The sequence below is a fragment of the Monashia sp. HAY1-2A genome (assembly GCF_056755315.1).
This window is the reverse complement of the sequence record NZ_JBNDHY010000094.1, coordinates 1-18329: the sequence shown is the minus strand read 5'-3', so window position 1 is coordinate 18329 and position 18329 is coordinate 1. Positions and strand designations below refer to the sequence as shown.

General features: G+C 69.8%; 16 protein-coding genes and 1 tRNA gene. 15 read left to right on the top strand and 2 right to left on the bottom strand.

Going from position 1 to position 18329, the window contains the following annotated elements; all coding sequences use genetic code 11:
• The 10 genes from ACPYOM_RS14390 to ACPYOM_RS14345 all read left to right on the top strand — a co-directional run.
• Positions 1-380: FAD-dependent oxidoreductase (locus ACPYOM_RS14390; RefSeq protein WP_481346482.1), on the top strand; the 380-nt coding region annotated here is incomplete at its 5' end.
• An 88-nt stretch (positions 381-468) separates the two neighbouring features.
• Positions 469-1926, top strand: coding sequence for a pyruvate kinase (gene pyk, locus ACPYOM_RS14385; RefSeq protein ID WP_481340841.1), 1458 nt, complete (start codon positions 469-471; stop codon positions 1924-1926).
• A gap of 89 nt (positions 1927-2015) precedes the next feature.
• Positions 2016-2098 (top strand) — tRNA-Leu (locus ACPYOM_RS14380).
• Positions 2099-2283: 185 nt separating this feature from the next.
• On the top strand, positions 2284-2895 hold the full coding sequence (locus ACPYOM_RS14375; protein WP_481340856.1) for an ANTAR domain-containing response regulator: 612 nt from the start codon (positions 2284-2286) through the stop codon (positions 2893-2895).
• A gap of 142 nt (positions 2896-3037) precedes the next feature.
• A complete protein-coding gene (locus tag ACPYOM_RS14370) occupies positions 3038-4177 on the top strand; it encodes a branched-chain amino acid ABC transporter substrate-binding protein (protein WP_481346481.1) in 1140 nt (379 codons plus the stop codon).
• Between the two features lie 112 nt (positions 4178-4289).
• Positions 4290-5279: a branched-chain amino acid ABC transporter permease gene (locus ACPYOM_RS14365; RefSeq protein ID WP_481346480.1), complete on the top strand. Its 990-nt coding sequence runs from the start codon at positions 4290-4292 to the stop codon at positions 5277-5279.
• The gene (locus ACPYOM_RS14360; protein WP_481346479.1) at positions 5276-6415 is read left to right on the top strand and encodes a branched-chain amino acid ABC transporter permease; all 1140 of its coding nucleotides are present in this window, start codon (positions 5276-5278) and stop codon (positions 6413-6415) included. The genes ACPYOM_RS14365 and ACPYOM_RS14360 overlap by 4 nt, the downstream gene beginning before the upstream one ends.
• Positions 6408-7379 (top strand): ABC transporter ATP-binding protein, encoded by a 972-nt coding sequence (locus ACPYOM_RS14355; protein WP_481340845.1) that lies wholly within the window; start codon positions 6408-6410, stop codon positions 7377-7379. The genes ACPYOM_RS14360 and ACPYOM_RS14355 overlap by 8 nt, the downstream gene beginning before the upstream one ends.
• Complete coding sequence (locus ACPYOM_RS14350) at positions 7369-8082, top strand: ABC transporter ATP-binding protein (protein WP_481340857.1); 714 nt, start codon at positions 7369-7371, stop codon at positions 8080-8082. The genes ACPYOM_RS14355 and ACPYOM_RS14350 overlap by 11 nt, the downstream gene beginning before the upstream one ends.
• A 192-nt stretch (positions 8083-8274) precedes the next feature.
• Positions 8275-8877, top strand: coding sequence for a GNAT family N-acetyltransferase (locus ACPYOM_RS14345; protein WP_481346478.1), 603 nt, complete (start codon positions 8275-8277; stop codon positions 8875-8877).
• Positions 8878-8909: 32 nt separating this feature from the next.
• Here the strand turns inward: ACPYOM_RS14345 and ACPYOM_RS14340 are convergent, their stop codons facing one another.
• Positions 8910-9302 carry a PaaI family thioesterase gene (locus ACPYOM_RS14340; protein WP_481346483.1) on the bottom strand — a complete coding sequence of 131 codons (393 nt, stop codon included), beginning with the start codon at positions 9300-9302 and terminating at the stop codon, positions 8910-8912.
• A gap of 271 nt (positions 9303-9573) precedes the next feature.
• Here ACPYOM_RS14340 and polA point away from each other — a divergent pair, with 271 nt between their 5' ends.
• Positions 9574-12249, top strand: coding sequence for a DNA polymerase I (polA, locus tag ACPYOM_RS14335; protein ID WP_481346477.1), 2676 nt, complete (start codon positions 9574-9576; stop codon positions 12247-12249).
• Positions 12250-12305: 56 nt separating this feature from the next.
• Here the strand turns inward: polA and ACPYOM_RS14330 are convergent, their stop codons facing one another.
• Positions 12306-13130, bottom strand: a complete 825-nt coding sequence (locus ACPYOM_RS14330) for a class I SAM-dependent methyltransferase (protein WP_481340848.1) — start codon at positions 13128-13130, stop codon at positions 12306-12308.
• Between the two features lie 172 nt (positions 13131-13302).
• Between ACPYOM_RS14330 and rpsA the strand changes: the two genes are divergently transcribed.
• From rpsA to ACPYOM_RS14310, 4 genes are all read left to right on the top strand, one after another.
• Positions 13303-14790 carry a 30S ribosomal protein S1 gene (gene rpsA, locus ACPYOM_RS14325; RefSeq protein ID WP_481346476.1) on the top strand — a complete coding sequence of 496 codons (1488 nt, stop codon included), beginning with the start codon at positions 13303-13305 and terminating at the stop codon, positions 14788-14790.
• A gap of 189 nt (positions 14791-14979) precedes the next feature.
• The gene (locus ACPYOM_RS14320) at positions 14980-15942 is read left to right on the top strand and encodes a carbohydrate ABC transporter permease (protein WP_481346475.1); all 963 of its coding nucleotides are present in this window, start codon (positions 14980-14982) and stop codon (positions 15940-15942) included.
• Positions 15939-16880 carry a carbohydrate ABC transporter permease gene (locus ACPYOM_RS14315; protein WP_481346474.1) on the top strand — a complete coding sequence of 314 codons (942 nt, stop codon included), beginning with the start codon at positions 15939-15941 and terminating at the stop codon, positions 16878-16880. The genes ACPYOM_RS14320 and ACPYOM_RS14315 overlap by 4 nt, the downstream gene beginning before the upstream one ends.
• A 76-nt stretch (positions 16881-16956) precedes the next feature.
• On the top strand, positions 16957-18273 hold the full coding sequence (locus ACPYOM_RS14310; protein WP_481346473.1) for an ABC transporter substrate-binding protein: 1317 nt from the start codon (positions 16957-16959) through the stop codon (positions 18271-18273).
• Positions 18274-18329: the final 56 nt, after the last annotated feature.

The window sequence follows — 18329 nt, the reverse complement described above, 5'->3', positions numbered from 1 at the left end:
ACGACGGCAACGTCGCCGCGCTGCGCCTCACCGAGGTCGAGCTCGTCGACGGCAGGCTGACCCCGAAGCCGGGGACCGAGCGCGAGATCCCGGCCCAGCTGGTCCTGTTCGCCATGGGCTTCCTCGGCCCGGAGGGGCCCGGTGTCGTCGAGCAGCTCGGCGTCGACCTCGACGAGCGCAGCAACGTCCGGCGCGACAAGACCTTCATGAGCTCGGTGCCGGGGGTCTTCGTCGCCGGTGACGCCGGGCGCGGCCAGTCCCTCATCGTCTGGGCCATCGCGGAGGGTCGCGCGGCCGCCGCAGGCGTCGACGCGTGGCTCACCGGGTCGTCCTCGTTGCCGCGTCCGATCGGCCCCGACGACCGGCCGCTGGCCGTCTGAGCCGTCCGTCCCACCCGACACCGAGGGGGTTCGTCCACGGGGCGAACCCCCTTGGTGACTCAGGTCACAGCCCCCCTAAGGTTGCCCCATGCGCCGCGCCAAGATCGTCTGCACGATCGGACCCAAGACCTCCTCGCCCCAGCAGCTGCGCGCCCTCGTGGACGCCGGCATGGACGTGGCCCGCCTCAACCTCTCGCACGGCGACCACTCCGTGCACGAGCAGGTGTACCGCGACGTCCGCGCGGCGAGCGACGAGTCCGGCCGCGCCGTCGGCATCCTCGTCGACCTGCAGGGTCCGAAGATCCGCACCGGCCGTTTCGGCGAGGGGCCCGTCGCCCTGAGCGTCGGCCAGCGCTTCACCATCACGACGCGTGACGTCGTCGGCGACGAGTCCATCGTCGGCACGACGTACAAGGGCCTGCCCGGTGACGTGCAGCCCGGGGACCTCATGCTCATCGACGACGGCAAGGTCATGCTGCGCGCCGTGGACGTCAGCGACACCGACGTCCTCGCCGAGACGGTCGTGCCGGGCGAGGTGAGCAACAACAAGGGCATCAACCTGCCGGGTGTCGCCGTCAGCGTCCCGGCCCTGTCGGAGAAGGACCGCGAGGACCTGCGGTTCGCGATGCGCCTGGGCGTCGACCTCATCGCCCTGTCGTTCGTCCGGTCGGCCGACGACATCGCCGACGTCCACGCGATCATGGACGAGTTCGGGTACCGCCTGCCCGTCATCGCCAAGATCGAGAAGCCGCAGGCCGTCGAGAACCTCGAGGCGATCGTCCGGGCGTTCGACGGCATCATGGTCGCCCGTGGTGACCTCGGCGTCGAGATGCCGCTCGAGGACGTCCCGATCGTGCAGAAGACCGCGATCGAGCTGGCCCGGCGCGAGGCCAAGCCGGTCATCGTCGCGACGCAGGTGCTCGAGTCGATGATCGAGAACCCCCGCCCGACGCGCGCCGAGGCCTCCGACGCCGCCAACGCGGTCCTCGACGGTGCCGACGCGCTCATGCTCTCGGGCGAGACGTCGGTGGGCGCCTGGCCCATCGAGGCCGTGCGGACCATGGCCCGGATCATCGAGTCCACCGAGGAGCACGGCTACGACAAGATCGCGCGGATGAAGACCAACCCCAAGACCGTCGGGGGAGCCGTCACCAAGGCCGCGGTCGAGATCGGCGAGGTCGTCGACGCGAGGTTCCTCATCACCTTCAGCGAGACCGGCGGGTCGGCCAAGCGGATGGCACGACTGCGCCCGCGCCTGCCGATGCTGACCTTCACCTCCGAGCAGCGGGTCCGCTCGCAGCTCGCCCTCGTCTGGGGCATCGAGACCTACCTCGTGCCGCGGATGCACCACACCGACCAGTTCGCGATGCAGGTCGACCTCAAGCTGATCCCGGAGGGGCGTGTCCCCGAGGGCGACCACGTCGTCATCGTCGCCGGGTCGCCCCCCGGCATCCCCGGCTCGACGAACGCGCTGCGGGTCCACCGCGTCGGTGACGCCGTCCACCGTCGGGCGCCCGCGTACCGCCCGGAGGAGGTCACCGGCTGAGCCGGTCCGTCGACGCACCCGAGGGCCGGTGCCCGCCATGGCGGACACCGGCCCTCGACCGTCCGCCGGTATGCTGGCCCGGCACTCCGGCCGGGGTGGTGGAATGGCAGACACGGGGCACTCAAAATGCTCTGGCCGCAAGGCCGTGCGGGTTCGAGTCCCGCCCTCGGCACCGCACGACGCGCACGTCTCGCAGCGCGTGACACCCGTTGCCTGCCGGCGCGTGCGGCGACCGGCCCGAAACGTCCGCGAAACCTGCCCCCGGCTACGCTGTGACGCGTGACCAGCGAGCAGAGCACCGATGAGAGCACGACTCCCAAGCCCCGCCCGACGAAGGCCGCCCCGGCGGCCGAGGACGTGCCGGCTTCGGCACCCACCCCGGCTCCGGCGTCCGGCACCACCCGCATCCTCGTCGCCGAGGACGAGGCGCTGATCCGTCTCGACCTCGTCGAGATGCTCGGGGAGCAGGGCTACGAGGTCGTCGGCCAGGCCAGCAACGGCGAGCAGGCCGTGACCCTGGCCAAGGAGCTCGCGCCCGACCTCGTCATCATGGACGTCAAGATGCCGGTCCTCGACGGCCTCTCGGCCGCCGAGCAGCTGCACGAGACGAAGGCGTGCCCGGTCATCATGCTGACCGCCTTCTCCCAGACCGAGCTCGTCGAGCGGGCCCGGGACGCCGGTGTCATGGCCTACATCGTCAAGCCGTTCACGGCCGACGACCTGCGCCCGGCCATCGACATCGCCACGTCCCGCTGGCAGGAGCTCAAGGCCCTCGAGGCCGAGATCGCCGACCTCGGCGAGCGCCTCGAGACCCGCAAGCTCGTCGACCGCGCCAAGGGCGTGCTCATGTCCCAGCTCAAGCTGTCCGAGTCGGATGCGTTCCGGTGGATCCAGAAGACCGCGATGGACCGTCGCCTCGGGATGAAAGAGGTCGCCGAGGCCGTCATCAACGGCTTCCCGGCGTCGTGACGTCCTGACCGCCGCAGATCCTCCGTGCAGGCAGGTCACGACACGGTCACCGATCGCCGAGAGTCCGTGACCTTCCGAGGGGATGGGCCTAGTCTCCGTGTCAGCCCTCACACGAGGGAAGAGTGACATCAGGAGGACACCCGTGCGTTCCACCCTCAAGTTCGTCGTGCCGGTCGCGGTCGCGGCGCTGGCTCTCGGTGCCTGTGGCACCAAGGGCGGCGACACCACGGCCGGCAGCGGCGGGTCGGCCAAGGCGGCTTGCGACCAGAAGATCGGCATGTTCGGTGCCCTCACCGGGCCCAACGCCAACCTGGGCATCTACATCCAGAACGGCGTCAACCTGGCGCTCGACGACTACAACAAGAAGCACGCGGACTGCAAGGTCACCCTGGAGAACTACGACTCGCAGGGCGACCCGACGCAGGCGCCGGCGCTGGCCAAGAAGGCGATCGACGACAAGAAGGTCGTCGGCATCGTCGGTCCGGCCTTCTCCGGTGAGTCCAAGGCCGCCGACCCGGCCTTCAACGAGGCGGGCCTCGTCACCATCACGCCGTCGGCCACCAACCCCAAGCTGGCCGACAACGGCTGGAAGACCTTCTTCCGGGTGCTCGGCAACGACGCCACGCAGGGCCCGGCCGCGGCCAAGTACATCAAGGACACGCTCAAGGCCGCGAAGCCGTTCGTCATCGACGACGCCTCCGAGTACGGCAAGGGCCTGGCCGACATCGTGCGCCAGGACCTCGGCTCGGCCGTCGTCGGCAACGACACCATCCAGCAGAAGCAGACCGACTTCAGCGCCTCCGTCACCAAGGTGAAGTCCTCGGGCGCCGACGCGCTCTTCTTCGGCGGGTACTCGCCGGAGGCCGCGCCGCTCGTCAAGCAGCTGCGTGACGCCGGCTGGAAGGGCACGTTCGTCGCTGCGGACGGTGTCAAGGACCAGTCGTTCATCGACAACGCCGGTCCCGCGGCCGACGGCGCCGTCGTCACCTGCCCGTGCGTGCCTGCCGACATCGCGCCCGACTTCGCCAAGGCCTACAAGGCGAAGTACAACCAGGACCCCAACACCTACTCGGGTGAGGGCTACGACGCCGCGACGATCCTCCTCGACGGCATCGCGGCCGGGAAGAACCGCGAGACCATGGTCGACTTCGTCAAGTCCTACGACAAGAAGGGCGTCACGAAGCAGCTGAAGTTCGACGCCAAGGGCGAGTCCTCGGACATCAAGGTGTTCGCCTACAAGGTCTCGGGCGGCAAGTTCACGCCCGTGGGAGAGATCAAGTAGGACGGGCGCCATCGTCAGGGGGGCGGTCGGAGCACTATGCTCCGGCCGCCCTTCGTTCGGCTGATGCCCGACCTGTGACCCCTCCCCTCGCACCCGGCCCAGGAGGTCTTGGATGCAGTACCTGTTGGAAAACTTCTTCTCGCTGACCGTCACCGGCACGACGCTCGGCGCCGTCTACGCCCTCGTCGCCCTCGGCTACACCCTCGTCTACGGCGTGTTGCGACTGATCAACTTCGCGCACTCCGAGGTCTTCATGTACGGCACGTTCGCCTCCCTGTGGGTCGTCGTCCTCCTCGGCGGCAAGGGCGGCAGCAGCGTCGGCCAGGTGATCTTCTGGGTCGCCATGATGTTCGTCGCCGCGATGCTCGTGTCCGGGCTCATCGCGGTGCTGCTCGAGCGGGTGGCCTACCGCCCGCTGCGCAAACGCAACGCCCCGCCCCTCATCGCCCTGATCTCCGCCATCGGCGCCTCGTTCGTGCTCTCCGAGATCATGGGCCTGCGCCAGCAGATCACCGGGGTGTTCGGGCTCGACACACCGCTGCGCACCTACGTCGCGAACTCGCGCAACAACACCGGCATGCCCGAGATCATCTCGCCGCAGCCGGTGTTCACCCTGGGCGACTACCAGGTCACCAACGTCGACATCCTCGTCGTCGTCGGGGCGGTCGCGATCATGGTGGTCCTCGACCAGTTCGTGAAGCGCTCGCGCCTCGGCCGCGGCATCCGCGCCGTCGCCATGGACCCCGAGTCCGCCGCGCTGATGGGCGTCAACCGTGACCGCGTCATCCAGGTGACCTTCCTCGTCGGCGGCGTCATGGCCGGAGCCGCGGCCGTCTTCTACATGTTGAAGATCGGCATCACCCGCTACGACGCCGGCTTCATCCTCGGCGTCAAGGCGTTCACGGCGGCCGTCCTCGGCGGCATCGGCAACCTGCGCGGTGCGCTGCTCGGTGGTTTCGTCCTCGGCCTCGCCGAGAACTACGGCTCCGCGCTGGTGGGCACCCAGTGGAAGGACGTCGTCGCGTTCGTCCTCCTCGTGCTCATCCTGCTCTTCCGGCCCACCGGCCTGCTCGGTGAGTCCCTCGGAAAGGCGCGCGCATGAGCACGACGACCGCCACCACCACGCCCCGCCGGCCCGGTTTCCGGCAGCGCGTCGACGGCCTGCCCAGGGGCGCCAAGATCGGCCTCTGGGTGCTCTTCGCGCTGTTCCTGTTCCTGCTGCCGATGCTCAACATCCCGATCATCACCACCGAGGGCTCGGACTTCGGCGGGGTGCTCTTCACCGTCGCCACGTACGTGCTCGTCGCCCTCGGCCTCAACATCGTCGTCGGCTACGCCGGCCTGCTCGACCTCGGCTACGTCGGCTTCTACGCGATCGGTGCCTACACCGTGGGCGTCCTGAGCGCCGAGCACGCGTCGCTGTCGTGGGTCGTCGTCGTGCCGATCGCGATCGTCGTCGCGATGATCTCGGGCGTCATCCTCGGTGCGCCGACGCTGCGCGTGCGTGGTGACTACCTGGCCATCGTGACGCTCGGCTTCGGTGAGATCGTGCGCCTGACCCTGGTGAACTCGCAGTGGCTCGGCGGCGCCCAGGGCATCTCGGACATCCCGAAGCCCCCGGGCCTGGAGCTGTTCAAGGTGCCGAGCATCGACTGGAGCACCGGTGCCCCGGTCATCGACCTCGACACCACGTCGACGTTCCTCAAGTTCGGCATCACCGACTTCATCCCGTACTACTGGCTCGCGCTGGCGGTCATCGGCCTCGTGCTGCTGTTCGACGTCCTCGTCAAGGGCAGCCGCGTCGGCCGGGCCTGGGAGGCCACCCGTGAGGACGAGGACGCGGCAGAGCTCATGGGGGTGCCCACCTTCCGGTTCAAGCTGCTCGCCTTCGCCCTCGGCGCCGCCATCGGCGGCCTGTCGGGTGCACTCTTCGCGACGAAGTCCGGGTTCATCAACCCGCAGAGCTTCGAGCTGCTGCTGTCGATCCTGTTCATCGCGGCCGTCGTCGTCGGCGGGGCGGGCAACCGGGTCGGCGTCATCCTCGGCGCCATCGTCGTCAGCTACTTCCCGGAGCGCTTCCGTGAGTTCGCCGACTACCGCGTCCTCGTCTTCGGTCTCGCGCTCATGCTGCTCGCGATCTTCCGTCCGCAGGGCATCCTGCCCCCACGGCGTACGATCCGGGCCAAGCGGGCCGACGAGAGAGAGCACGTCCTCGAGGAGGGAGAAGCCAGTGTCTGAGCCCACCAGCCCCGACGACGCCCGTGCCACGACCCGCGAGCCGACGCTCGAGGAGACGCACGAGGGGACGCAGACGGTCGAGCCGGTGCAGGACGTGCAGCCGCTCGCCGACCCGGCCGACGAGGTCACCGAGATCAACCCCGACGTCGACATCGCGCCCGAGGACATCGGGCCGAGCGTCGCCGAGGGGGAGCGCCTCCTCGAGGTCGACGACGTGACCCTTCGCTTCGGCGGCGTCGTCGCCCTCAACGAGGTGAGCTTCCACATCAACAAGGGCGAGATCCTCGGCCTCATCGGACCGAACGGTGCCGGCAAGACGACGTGCTTCAACGTCATGACCGGCGTCTACCAGCCGACCTCCGGCGGCGTCCGGTTCCTCGGCGAGCCCCTGGGCAAGCGGAAGAAGTTCCAGATCACCAAGCTGGGCATCGCGCGAACGTTCCAGAACATCCGGCTGTTCGCGAACATGACGGCCCTCGAGAACGTGCTCGTCGGCGTCGACGCGCACCACTCGACCGGCGTCGGGTCCGCGATGTTCCGCCTCCCGCGGCACCGCCGCGAGGAGACCCAGGGCCACGCCCGGGCGATGGAGCTGCTCGAGTTCATGGGACTCGACGGCAAGGCGGACGAGCTGGCGCGCAACCTCCCGTACGGCGACCAGCGTCGTCTCGAGATCGCGCGCGCCCTCGCCACCAACCCGCAGCTGCTCTGCCTCGACGAGCCGGCCGCCGGCTTCAACCCGGCCGAGAAGGCCCGGCTCATGGAGCTCATCCGCACGATCCGCGACCAGGGCTACACCGTCCTGCTCATCGAGCACGACATGAAGCTGGTCATGGGCGTGACCGACCGGATCGTCGTGCTCGAGTTCGGCCGCAAGATCGCCGAGGGCTCGCCCGCCGAGATCCGCGACAACCCGGCGGTCATCGCCGCCTACCTGGGAGTGGATGAGGAAGATGCTTCTTGAGGTCAACGGCCTGTGCGTCAACTACGGGCGCATCGAGGCCATCCGCGACATCAGCTTCACCGTCGAGGAGGGTGAGATCGTCACCCTCATCGGCGCCAACGGCGCGGGCAAGACGACGACGATGAAGACGATCTCGGGCCTGCGCCCGGTGCGCGCCGGCTCGGTCGTCTTCGACGGCAAGGACATCACGTCGACGCCGTCGCACGAACGACCGGTTCTCGGCATCTCGCAGTCGCCCGAGGGTCGTGGCTGCTTCGTCGGCATGACGGTGATGGAGAACCTCGAGATGGGCACGTACGCGCGCCCGGACCGCAAGAGCAAGGCGGTCCGTGACGACCTCGACCGCGTCTTCGAGCTGTTCCCCCGGCTCAAGGAGCGCAGCAACCAGGCCGCCGGCTCGATGTCCGGTGGCGAGCAGCAGATGCTGGCGATGGGGCGCGCCCTCATGGCCAAGCCGAAGCTGCTGCTCCTCGACGAGCCGTCGATGGGCCTGGCGCCCAAGCTGATCCAGCAGATCTTCGACATCGTCACGGAGATCAACAGCCAGGGCACGACGGTCCTGCTCGTGGAGCAGAACGCGGCACAGGCGCTGAAGCGCTCGCACCGCGCCTACATCCTCGAGACCGGTGAGATCGTCCGCGAGGGCACCGGCAGCGAGCTGGCGGCCGACCCGGCCGTCAAGGCCGCCTACCTCGGCGGCTGACCCGGGCCCGTTCGGCCACCCTCCCGTCGGGGGCGTCACGCAGCGCGTGGCGCCCCCGACGGCCGTCCGGCGTCCGTCGTGCACCGACGCCCGGGGGGTGCCCTTCCGCCGGTGGTCCGTTGGCCGTAGTGTCTGCCGGGTGGCCTCGGGGAGGACCGGATGGCGATCGGAGGGACGATGGGGCGAGCGGGTGTGTCCGTGCGGAGGGTCGACGAGACGCTGCACTCGAGGTTCATCGAGCTGTGGATCGCCCACCGGATCGAGGGCGGCACGACGCCCGAGGCCGCCCAGCGCCTCGCTCTCGACGGCACGCTGCGACACGCGCTGCAGCGCGAGGACATCTGCGCCTTCATCGCGTTCACCGGTGACGAGGCCTCCGGGTACGTGGTTCTCGCCGACTCGACGCGCAGCCTCCTCGTCGACTCGCCCTGCGTGTCCATCGACATGCTCTTCGTCCTGCCGGAGCACCGACGCCAGGGCGTGGCGCGCGCGCTGCTGACGGCGGCGGCGCGGTACGCCGACCGACAGGGCGCCGAGCACCTCGCGAGCACCGTGCCCGCCGGCGACCGGGAGGCCAACCGGTTCTTCGCCCGTCTCGGCTTCGCCGCCGAGACCGTGCGTCGAGTGGCGACGTCGGCCACCGTCCAGCGCAAGCTCGCCGGCGAGCCGACACCGCGCTCGCAACGCGTCGGGCTCGAGCAGGTGCTCAGGCGCCGCCGCGACCTGCGACGCGAGCCCCACGGCCCCGGCCAGGCCCGGCACCCGCGGCACCGCGGCCCGCAGGTCGCGGGCTGATCACCCCGCGCCTGCGCGGGGGCGGCGGGTGGTCACGACCCCGGTGCGGCGTCGCGCAGCAGGCAGGTGATGCGCGAGGTGCACACGCGTCGCCCGCCCTCGTCGACGACGACGACCTCGTAGCTGACGAGCGTCCGCCCGGCGCTGAGGACGGTGGCGGTGCCGGTCACGACGCCGGAGCGCGCGGCCCGGTGGTGCGTGGCGTTGATGTCGAGGCCGACCGCGACGCGGCCGGGGCCCGCGTACAGCGCCGCCCCGATGGAGCCCAAACTCTCGGCGAGGACGACGCTCGCGCCACCGTGGAGCAGCCCGTAGGGCTGGGTGTTGCCGGCCACCGGCATCGTCGCCACGAGGCGTTCCGGGCTGGCCTCGACGACCTCGATGCCCATCCGCTCGAGGAGCGTGCCCGCCGCCATGTCGCGCATCACCTGGAGCGCCGTGTCGTGCGCGGTGTCGTGGGCGGTGTCGTGCGCTGCCTCGTGCGTGGTGCCGTGCGCTGCCGCGGCCGCGGTGTCGTGCGCGGCCTCGCCGGCTGTCTCTGCGGGCGCCGGTGCGGCTGCCGAGGTGGCGAGGTCCTCGCCGGTGCTGGGGTCGGTCATGCCGGCGATCGTATGCCGCGTGCGGCGTCGGGGCGCCGTCGGCCACGACGCCGTGCCCGGGGTCACGGCGTCGGTGCCCGCCACTAGGGTTGCCACCGTGAGCCGACTTCTCCTCCTCGACGGACACTCGCTGGCCTACCGCGCGTTCTTCGCGCTCCCGGCCGAGAACTTCTCGACGAGCACCGGCCAGCACACCAACGCCGTGTACGGCTTCACCTCGATGCTCATCAACATGCTGCGCGACGAGGAGCCGACGCACGTGGCGGTGGCCTTCGACAAGTCGCGCCAGACCTTCCGCACCGAGGAGTACGCCGAGTACAAGGCCGGCCGCGCCCGTACGCCCGACGAGTTCCAGGGGCAGCTGCCGCTCGTCAAGGAGGTCCTCGACGCGCTGCGCATCACCTACGTCGAGCTCGACGGCTACGAGGCCGACGACATCATCGCCACCATCGCGACCGCGGCGGGCGGCGAGGGTCTCGAGGTGCTCATCTGCTCCGGCGACCGCGACACGTTCCAGCTCGTCGACGACAACGTCACGATCCTCTACCCGGTCCGGGGCGTCTCCGAGGTGTGGCGCATGGGCCCGGCGCAGATCGAGGAGAAGTACGGGGTCCCGCCCACTCGGTACAGCGACCTCGCGGCGATGGTCGGCGAGAGCTCCGACAACCTGCCCGGTGTCCCGGGGGTCGGGCCCAAGACGGCCGCCAAGTGGATCACCCAGTTCGGCGACCTCGACGGCGTCGTCGCCGGGATCGACCAGATCAAGGGCAAGGCCGGCGAGTCGCTCCGCCAGCACCTCGACCAGGTGCTGCGCAACCGGCGCCTCAACCAGCTCGTCCGCGACGCCCCGGTCGGCGTCGGGGTCGCCGACCTCCAGCGCCACCAGTGGGCGCGCGAGGAGGTCCACGAGGTCTTCGACCGGCTCGAGTTCCGGGTCCTGCGCGACCGGCTCTTCGCCTCCGTGGAGGCGGCCGAGCCCGAGGCCGAGCAGGGCTTCGACGTCGAGGGCGTGCTGCTCGCGCCGGAGCAGGTCGCCGACTGGGTCGCCGCGCACCTGCCCGCCGGTCAGCGGGCCGGGCTGTCGGTGACCGGCACGTGGGCCCGCGGCACGGGGGACGCCACGGGTCTGGCGGTCGCCGCGCCGGACGGTTCGGCCGCCTGGATCGACCTGACGACGCTGCCCGACGAGGGCGAGACCTCCGTGGCCTCGTGGCTGGAGGACCCCGAGCGGCCCAAGGCGATGCACGACGCCAAGGGACCGATCGAGGCGCTGACCGCCAGGGGCTTCACGCTGGCGGGGCTCACGAGCGACACGCAGCTCGCCGCCTACCTCGTCAAGCCCGACCAGCGCACCTACCACCTCGACGACCTCGTCCTGCGCCAGCTCAAGCGCGAGCTGAGCGGCAGCGCGCCCGCCGAGGGGCAGGGCATGCTCGACTTCGGTGGTGACGCCGACGAGAAGGCCGCCGCGCAGGAGATGGTCCGCGCCACGGCGGTCCGCGACCTCGCCGCGGCTCTCGACGAGCAGCTCGCGGCGACCGGCGGCACCGAGCTGCTCGCCGACATCGAGCTTCCCCTCATCGACGTGCTCGCCCGGATGGAGCGCACCGGCATCGCCGTCGACGCCCCGGGCCTCGACGCGCTCGAGACCGACTTCGCCGCCAAGGTTGCCCAGGCGCAGGAGGATGCGTGGGACGCTATCGGCGGCAACCGCATCAACCTCGGCTCGCCGAAGCAGCTGCAGGAGGTGCTCTTCGGCGACCTCAACATGCCGAAGACCAAGAAGACCAAGACGGGCTACACGACCGACGCCGACGCGCTCGCCGACCTCTTCGCCAGGACCGAGCACCCGTTCCTCGAGGCGCTGCTGCGCCACCGCGACGCCGCGCGCCTGCGTGTCACCGTCGAGGGCCTGCAGAAGTCGGTGTCCGACGACGGCCGGATCCACACGACGTACCTGCAGACCATCGCCGCGACCGGGCGGCTGTCCTCCACCGAGCCGAACCTGCAGAACGTGCCGATCCGCACCGAGGAGGGTCGCCGCATCCGCGAGCTGTTCGTCGTCGGCGACGGCTACGAGGCGCTCATGTCGGCCGACTACTCCCAGATCGAGATGCGCGTCATGGCCCACCTGTCCGGTGACGCCGGGCTCATCGAGGCCTTCCGCACCGGTGAGGACCTGCACAAGTTCGTCGGGTCGCGGGTGTTCAACGTCGAGCCCGACGACGTCACGCCGGCGATGCGCTCGAAGGTCAAGGCCATGTCGTACGGGCTGGCCTACGGCCTGTCGGCGTACGGCTTGTCCAAGCAGCTGACGATCAGCACCGAGGAGGCCCGCGGCCTCATGGACGGCTACTTCGAGCGGTTCGGCGGGGTCAGCGCGTACCTGCGCGACGTCGTGGCCGAGGCCCGCGGAACGGGTTACACCGCAACGATGCTCGGGCGTCGTCGCTACCTTCCGGACCTCACGTCCGACAACCGGCAGCGTCGCGAGGCCGCCGAGCGCATGGCCCTCAACGCGCCGATCCAGGGCTCGGCCGCGGACATCATGAAGGTCGCGATGATCGGCGTCGACCGGGCGCTGGCGGCGGCGGGCGCGAGGTCCCGCATCCTGCTCCAGGTCCACGACGAGCTCGTCCTCGAGGTGGCGGCGGGGGAGCGCGACGACGTCGAGAAGCTCGTCCGCCACGAGATGGGCAACGCCGCACCGATGGACGTCCCGCTCGACGTCAACGTCGGGGTCGGCCGCTCCTGGCACGACGCGGCTCACTGACGCGGCGGCTGGGCTCACGGGCCGACCCCGCCGGACCCGCGGCGGCCGCCGAGACGTCAGGAGCGTTCACAGACGAAGACGGCGGTGCCGGGCAGGACCCGACCGCGCAGGGGCGACCAACCGCCCCACGGCTCCTCGTGGCCGTCCGGCCACTCCGGCTCGACGACGTCGACCAGCCGCAGACCCGCCGCCGCGATCTCGCGGACGCGGTCGCCCAGGGTGCGGTGGTGCTCGACGTAGGTGGCCCGGCCCGAGGCGTCCTGCTCGACGTAGGGCGTCCGGTCGAAGTAGGACTGGATCGCGGTGAGCCCGCGCGGCCCGGGGTCGTCGGGGAAGGCCCAGCGGACCGGGTGCGTCGTGGAGAAGACGAAGCGCCCGCCAGGACGCAGGACGCGCGCCGTCTCGGCCATGACGACGTCGGAGTCGGCGACGAACGGCACGACCCCGTACGCGGTGAACACCACGTCGAAGGACGCGTCGGCGAACGGCAGCGCGCGCCCGTCGCACTGGACGAACGGGACGCGCTCAGGGGCGTCCGGCGGGAGCGTGCCGTTGACACGCAGCCCCGTCGCGACCATGCCGGCCGACAGGTCGGTCGCGACGACGCGGGCTCCACGGGTCGCGAGCCACCGCGAGCACTGGCCCGAGCCGGCGCCGATCTCGAGCACGTCGCGACCGGCCGGGTCGCCGAGCAGCCCCGCATCCTCCTCGCGCAGCCGCTCGGGGCCCCAGACGAAGTCGGTGTCGCCGAGGAAGGCGCCGTGCTCGGCGTGGTAGCCGGGCGCCTCGGCGTCCCACCAGGTGCGGTTGGCGGTGGCGGTCTCGCCCGGGTCCGCGGCGCGGCGGGTGGCCTCGGTCGGGACGCCGCCGGGCGTGCTCATCGGGTGCTCCCTGTCTTTTGACCGGATGCTGACAGCGCCGATAGGATTGCCGGGCGCACACGACTGTGTGCGCTCAATGTTGAACCAGCCCACACGACCTCCGGCCCCCGAGCCCGGTGCTCATCGCCGCGAGGTCTCCAACGTAACTGTCCACAATCGGAGTTCCTACTACATGACTGCCAACACGGTCGAGAAGACCGCTCCTGAGGTCGCCATCAACGACATCGGCTCTCAGGAAGACATCCTTGCCGCGATCGACGCGACCATCAAGGACTTCAACGACGGCGACATCGTCGAGGGTCGCATCGTCAAGGTCGACCGGGACGAGGTCCTGCTCGACATCGGCTACAAGACCGAGGGCGTCATCCCCTCGCGCGAGCTGAGCATCAAGCACGACGTCGACCCGTCCGAGATCGTCGGCGTCGGCGACGAGGTCGAGGCGCTCGTCCTCCAGAAGGAGGACAAGGAGGGTCGCCTGATCCTGTCCAAGAAGCGCGCCCAGTACGAGCGCGCCTGGGGCACGATCGAGAAGATCAAGGAGGAGGACGGCGTCGTCACCGGCACCGTCATCGAGGTCGTCAAGGGTGGCCTCATCCTCGACATCGGCCTGCGCGGCTTCCTGCCGGCCTCCCTCGTCGAGATGCGCCGCGTCCGCGACCTCCAGCCCTACGTCGGCAAGGAGATCGAGGCCAAGATCATCGAGCTCGACAAGAACCGCAACAACGTGGTCCTGTCGCGCCGTGCGTGGCTCGAGCAGACGCAGTCCGAGGTGCGCACGACGTTCCTCAAGGAGCTCCAGAAGGGCCAGGTCCGTCAGGGCGTCGTGTCCTCCATCGTCAACTTCGGTGCGTTCGTGGACCTCGGCGGCGTCGACGGTCTCGTCCACGTCTCCGAGCTGTCGTGGAAGCACATCGACCACCCGTCCGAGGTCGTCGAGGTCGGCACCGAGGTCACCGTCGAGGTGCTCGACGTCGACATGGACCGCGAGCGTGTCTCCCTGTCGCTCAAGGCGACGCAGGAGGACCCGTGGCAGCACTTCGCCCGGACCCACGCGATCGGCCAGGTCGTCCCGGGCAAGGTCACCAAGCTCGTCCCGTTCGGCGCGTTCGTCCGCGTCGAGGACGGCATCGAGGGCCTCGTGCACATCTCCGAGCTCGCCGAGCGCCACGTCGAGCTGCCCGAGCAGGTCGTCAACGTCGGTGACGAGATCTTCGTCAAGGTCATCGACATCGACCTCGAGCGCCGTCGCATCTCGCTGTCGCTCAAGCAGGCCAACGACGAGTCGGTCCCGGTGTCGGAGTTCGACCCGACCCTCTACGGCATGGCCGCCGAGTACGACGAACAGGGCAACTACAAGTACCCCGAGGGCTTCGACCCGGAGACGAACGAGTGGCTCGAGGGCTTCGAGGCCCAGCGCGAGAAGTGGGAGCGGCAGTACGCCGAGGCCCACGCTCGCTGGGAGGCCCACAAGACGCAGGTCGAGGCCGCGCACAAGGCCGACGCCGAGGCTGCGTCCGGCGCCGGCACGTCGACGTCCTACTCGTCGGCGACCGGTGACCAGCACGGTGACGACCAGCGCAACGCGCCGGCTCCCGCCGAGGGCACCCTCGCCTCCGACGAGGCTCTCGCGGCGCTCCGCGAGAAGCTGACGGGCAACTGAGCCGACGCTCTGACGCCACCGACGCTGTCGCGTCGACGGGGCCCCGGACCACACGGTCCGGGGCCCCGTCGCATGTCCGTCGGCCGCCGGGGCAGCGGCACGGCGTCGGACCACGACCGTTCACCGTCCGGCCGAAAACCGGACGCGTCAAAGCCGCAATCCGTCGCCCCGCTTGGTTACGTTGACGGGGTGCAGTCACCGGCGACAGAGACACCGACCGAGCCGCGCGCACCGGCGGGTCCGCCCCAGCCGGTCGGACCGGCGCCGCGACGCTCGAGCGGCAGGGCGTGGGAGTGGACGCTGGCGGCGCTCCTGCTCCTGCCCAACCTCGTCCTCCTCGTCGTCTTCACCTACCGGCCGCTCCTCGACAACATCCGGCTCTCGTTCACCGACTGGAACATCAGCTCGCCGGTCGCCAACGGCGTGGGCCTGGCCAACTACGTCGAGTGGTTCGGCCGCGACGACACCCGCCTCATCCTGCGCAACACCGTCGTGTTCACGCTGGCGACCGTCGGCATCTCGATGGCGCTCGGGCTCGCCTTCGCCCTGCTGCTCGACCAGCGGCTCAAGGGCCGCAACGTCGTGCGCTCGGTCGTCTTCGCCCCGTTCGTCATCTCCGGGGCCGCCATCGGCATCGCCTTCCAGTTCGTCTTCGACCCGAACTACGGGCTGATCCGCGACCTGCTGGCCCGCTTCGGGGTCACCGTGCCCGACTTCTACCAGCAGCCCGGGTGGGCGCTGTTCATGGTGACCGTCACCTACATCTGGAAGAACCTCGGCTACACCTTCGTCATCTACCTCGCCGCCCTGCAGGGCCGGCGCGCGGACCTCGACGAGGCGGCCGAGATCGACGGCGCGTCGCCCTGGACGCACCTGCGTCGCGTCCTGCTGCCGCAGCTGCGGCCGACGACGTTCTTCCTGTCGATCACCGTGCTGCTCAACTCCGTCCAGGTCTTCGACATCATCAACGTCATGACCCGGGGAGGGCCCGCCGGCAACGGCACGACCACGCTCGTCTACCAGGTGTACCAGGAGACGTTCGTCAACCAGCGCGCCGGGTACGGCGCCACGGTGGCGACGGTCATGTTCCTCATCCTCCTCGCGATCACCGTCATCCAGGTCAGGGTCATGGACAGGGGGCGCACGCCATGAGCACGCCGGCGATCATCGGCACCGTCGACGACGACGAGGTGCGCCCGACACGGGGACTCGGCCGGCGAGGCCGCCGCCGGGAGGCGGCCCACGGCACCGAGACCTCGGCCCACCACCGCGGACCGCTCATGACCGCGCTCGGCTACGCCGGGATGGTGCTCGTCGTCCTCTTCATCGCGGTGCCGCTCTTCTGGATCCTCATCACCTCCTTCAAGGAGCGCGGTGACATCTACGTGCGTCCGGCGCAGTGGTGGCCGCGGCCGGCCACGAGCGCGAACTACCACGACGTGACGACGCGCATCCCGTTCTTCGACTACGTGCGCAACTCGGTCATCATCACCTCGGCCACAGCCGCGGCCAAGATCGTCCTCGGCGTGCTCAGCGCCTACGCCCTGTCCCTGCTGCGGTTCCCCGGACGCGGCGTCGTCTTCCTCGTCGTCATCGCGGCGCTCATGGTGCCGAACCAGATCACGGTCATCAGCAACTACGCCCTCGTCGCACAGCTCGGGTGGCGAAACACCTTCCAGGGCATCATCATCCCGCTCGCCGGGGTCGCCTTCGGCACCTTCCTCATGCGCAACCAGTTCCTCAGCCTGCCGGGGGAGATCATCGAGGCGGCCCGCCTCGACGGCGCCGGCCCGATGAAGCTGTTGTGGCGCGTCGTCATGCCGATGTCCTGGCCGACGCTCGTCGCCTTCTCACTCATCACCGTCGTCAACGAGTGGAACGAGTACCTCTGGCCGTTCCTCATGTCCGACGACGAGAGCACCGCACCGCTGCCGGTCGGCCTGACGTTCCTGCAGAACAACGACGGCGTCACCAACTGGGGCCCGGTCATGGCCGGCACCGTCCTCGCGATGCTGCCGATCCTCGTCCTGTTCCTCTTCCTCCAGCGGCAGATGATCAAGGGCCTCACCGCCGGCGCGGTCAAGAGCTGAGCGGTTCGGGCCGAGCCCGCACGGCCGGACACCGGCCCCACGGATCCCACACCACCACAGGGAAGGCACCTCACGAATGAACGAGTTCTCACGCGACCTGTCCCGGCGCGGCTTCCTCGGCCTCGCCGGCATCGCCGGGGTCGCAGGTCTGGCCGCGTGCGCAGGGACCGGCACGGCTCCCTCGAGCGGCGGCAACGGCGGCGGCGCGAGCAACACCATCGAGTTCTGGAGCAACCATCCCGGAAACAGCAAGCCGGTCGAGCAGCAGATCATCGCGGCGTTCGAGAAGGCGCACGCCGGGCTCAAGGTCAAGCTCGTCGACGCCGGCAAGAACTACGAGGAGGTCGCGCAGAAGTTCAACGCCTCCCTCGCCGGCGGGCAGCTGCCCGACGTCGTCGTCGTCTCGGACGTGACGTGGTTCAACTTCGCCCTCAACAAGCAGCTCACGCCGCTCGACGACCTCCTGTCGGCGGCGAAGGTCGACACGTCCGACTACGTCGACTCGCTCTACAACGACTACAACCTCGAAGACAAGCACTTCGCGTTGCCGTACTCGCGGTCGACGCCGCTCTTCTACTACAACAAGGACCTCTGGAAGGCGGCCGGTCTCGAGGACCGTGGGCCGAAGGACTGGGACGAGTTCCTCACGTGGGCACCGAAGCTCAAGGCCGCTGCCGGTTCGGACAAGATCGTCATGGAGCTGCCCGACGGCTCCAACTACCTCGACTGGGTCTTCCAGAACATCGTCTGGGACTACGGCGGGGCCTACTCGAAGGACTGGACGCCCACCTTCTCCGACCCCGGCACCGTCAAGGCGGGGCAGTACCTGCAGAACCTGGCCAAGCAGGGCTTCCTCAAGCTCTCGAAGGACCCGGCCCCGGACTTCACGGCCGGCATCGTCGCGTGCAGCATGATGTCGACCGGGTCGCTCGGCGGGGTCGCCAAGGACGCGAAGTTCGACGTCGGCACGGCCTTCCTGCCCGGTGACGGCAACTGCCCGACCGGTGGTGCGGGTGTCGGCATCCCGGCGACGATCTCCGACGCGCGCAAGAAGAACGCCCTGACGTTCATCGAGTTCCTCACGAACGCCCAGAACACCGTGACGTTCACGCAGGCGACCGGGTACATGCCGGTGCGCAAGTCCGCCGTGGAGCTGCCGGAGGAGAAGGCGTTCCTCGAGAAGAACCCGAACGCGAAGACGGCGATCGAGCAGCTGCCCAAGACCCGGTCGCAGGACAACGTGCGCGTGCTCCTGCCGGGTGGCGGCGCCCGCATCGGCAAGGCGCTGGACCAGGTCGTGCAGGGCCAGGACGTCGCGACGGTCTTCAAGGGCCTGGACACCGAGAGCCAGCAGGTCTTCGACACCCAGATCAAGAGCAAGCTCGGCGCCTGAGGCGTGCCGGCATGAGGAGCTGTCTCTTATACACATCTGACGCTGCCGACGACGGA

Excerpts from the sequence above, each read along its gene's own strand:
- pyk (WP_481340841.1), top strand. The coding sequence starts at position 469 with ATGCGCCGCGCCAAGATCGTCTGCACGATCGGACCCAAGACCTCCTCG.
- ACPYOM_RS14365 (WP_481346480.1), top strand. The coding sequence starts at position 4,290 with ATGCAGTACCTGTTGGAAAACTTCTTCTCGCTGACCGTCACCGGCACG.
- ACPYOM_RS14360 (WP_481346479.1), top strand. The coding sequence starts at position 5,276 with ATGAGCACGACGACCGCCACCACCACGCCCCGCCGGCCCGGTTTCCGG.
- ACPYOM_RS14350 (WP_481340857.1), top strand. The coding sequence starts at position 7,369 with ATGCTTCTTGAGGTCAACGGCCTGTGCGTCAACTACGGGCGCATCGAG.
- ACPYOM_RS14340 (WP_481346483.1), bottom strand. The coding sequence starts at position 9,302 with ATGCGCGACATGGCGGCGGGCACGCTCCTCGAGCGGATGGGCATCGAG.
- ACPYOM_RS14330 (WP_481340848.1), bottom strand. The coding sequence starts at position 13,130 with ATGAGCACGCCCGGCGGCGTCCCGACCGAGGCCACCCGCCGCGCCGCG.
- rpsA (WP_481346476.1), top strand. The coding sequence starts at position 13,303 with ATGACTGCCAACACGGTCGAGAAGACCGCTCCTGAGGTCGCCATCAAC.
- ACPYOM_RS14315 (WP_481346474.1), top strand. The coding sequence starts at position 15,939 with ATGAGCACGCCGGCGATCATCGGCACCGTCGACGACGACGAGGTGCGC.
- ACPYOM_RS14310 (WP_481346473.1), top strand. The coding sequence starts at position 16,957 with ATGAACGAGTTCTCACGCGACCTGTCCCGGCGCGGCTTCCTCGGCCTC.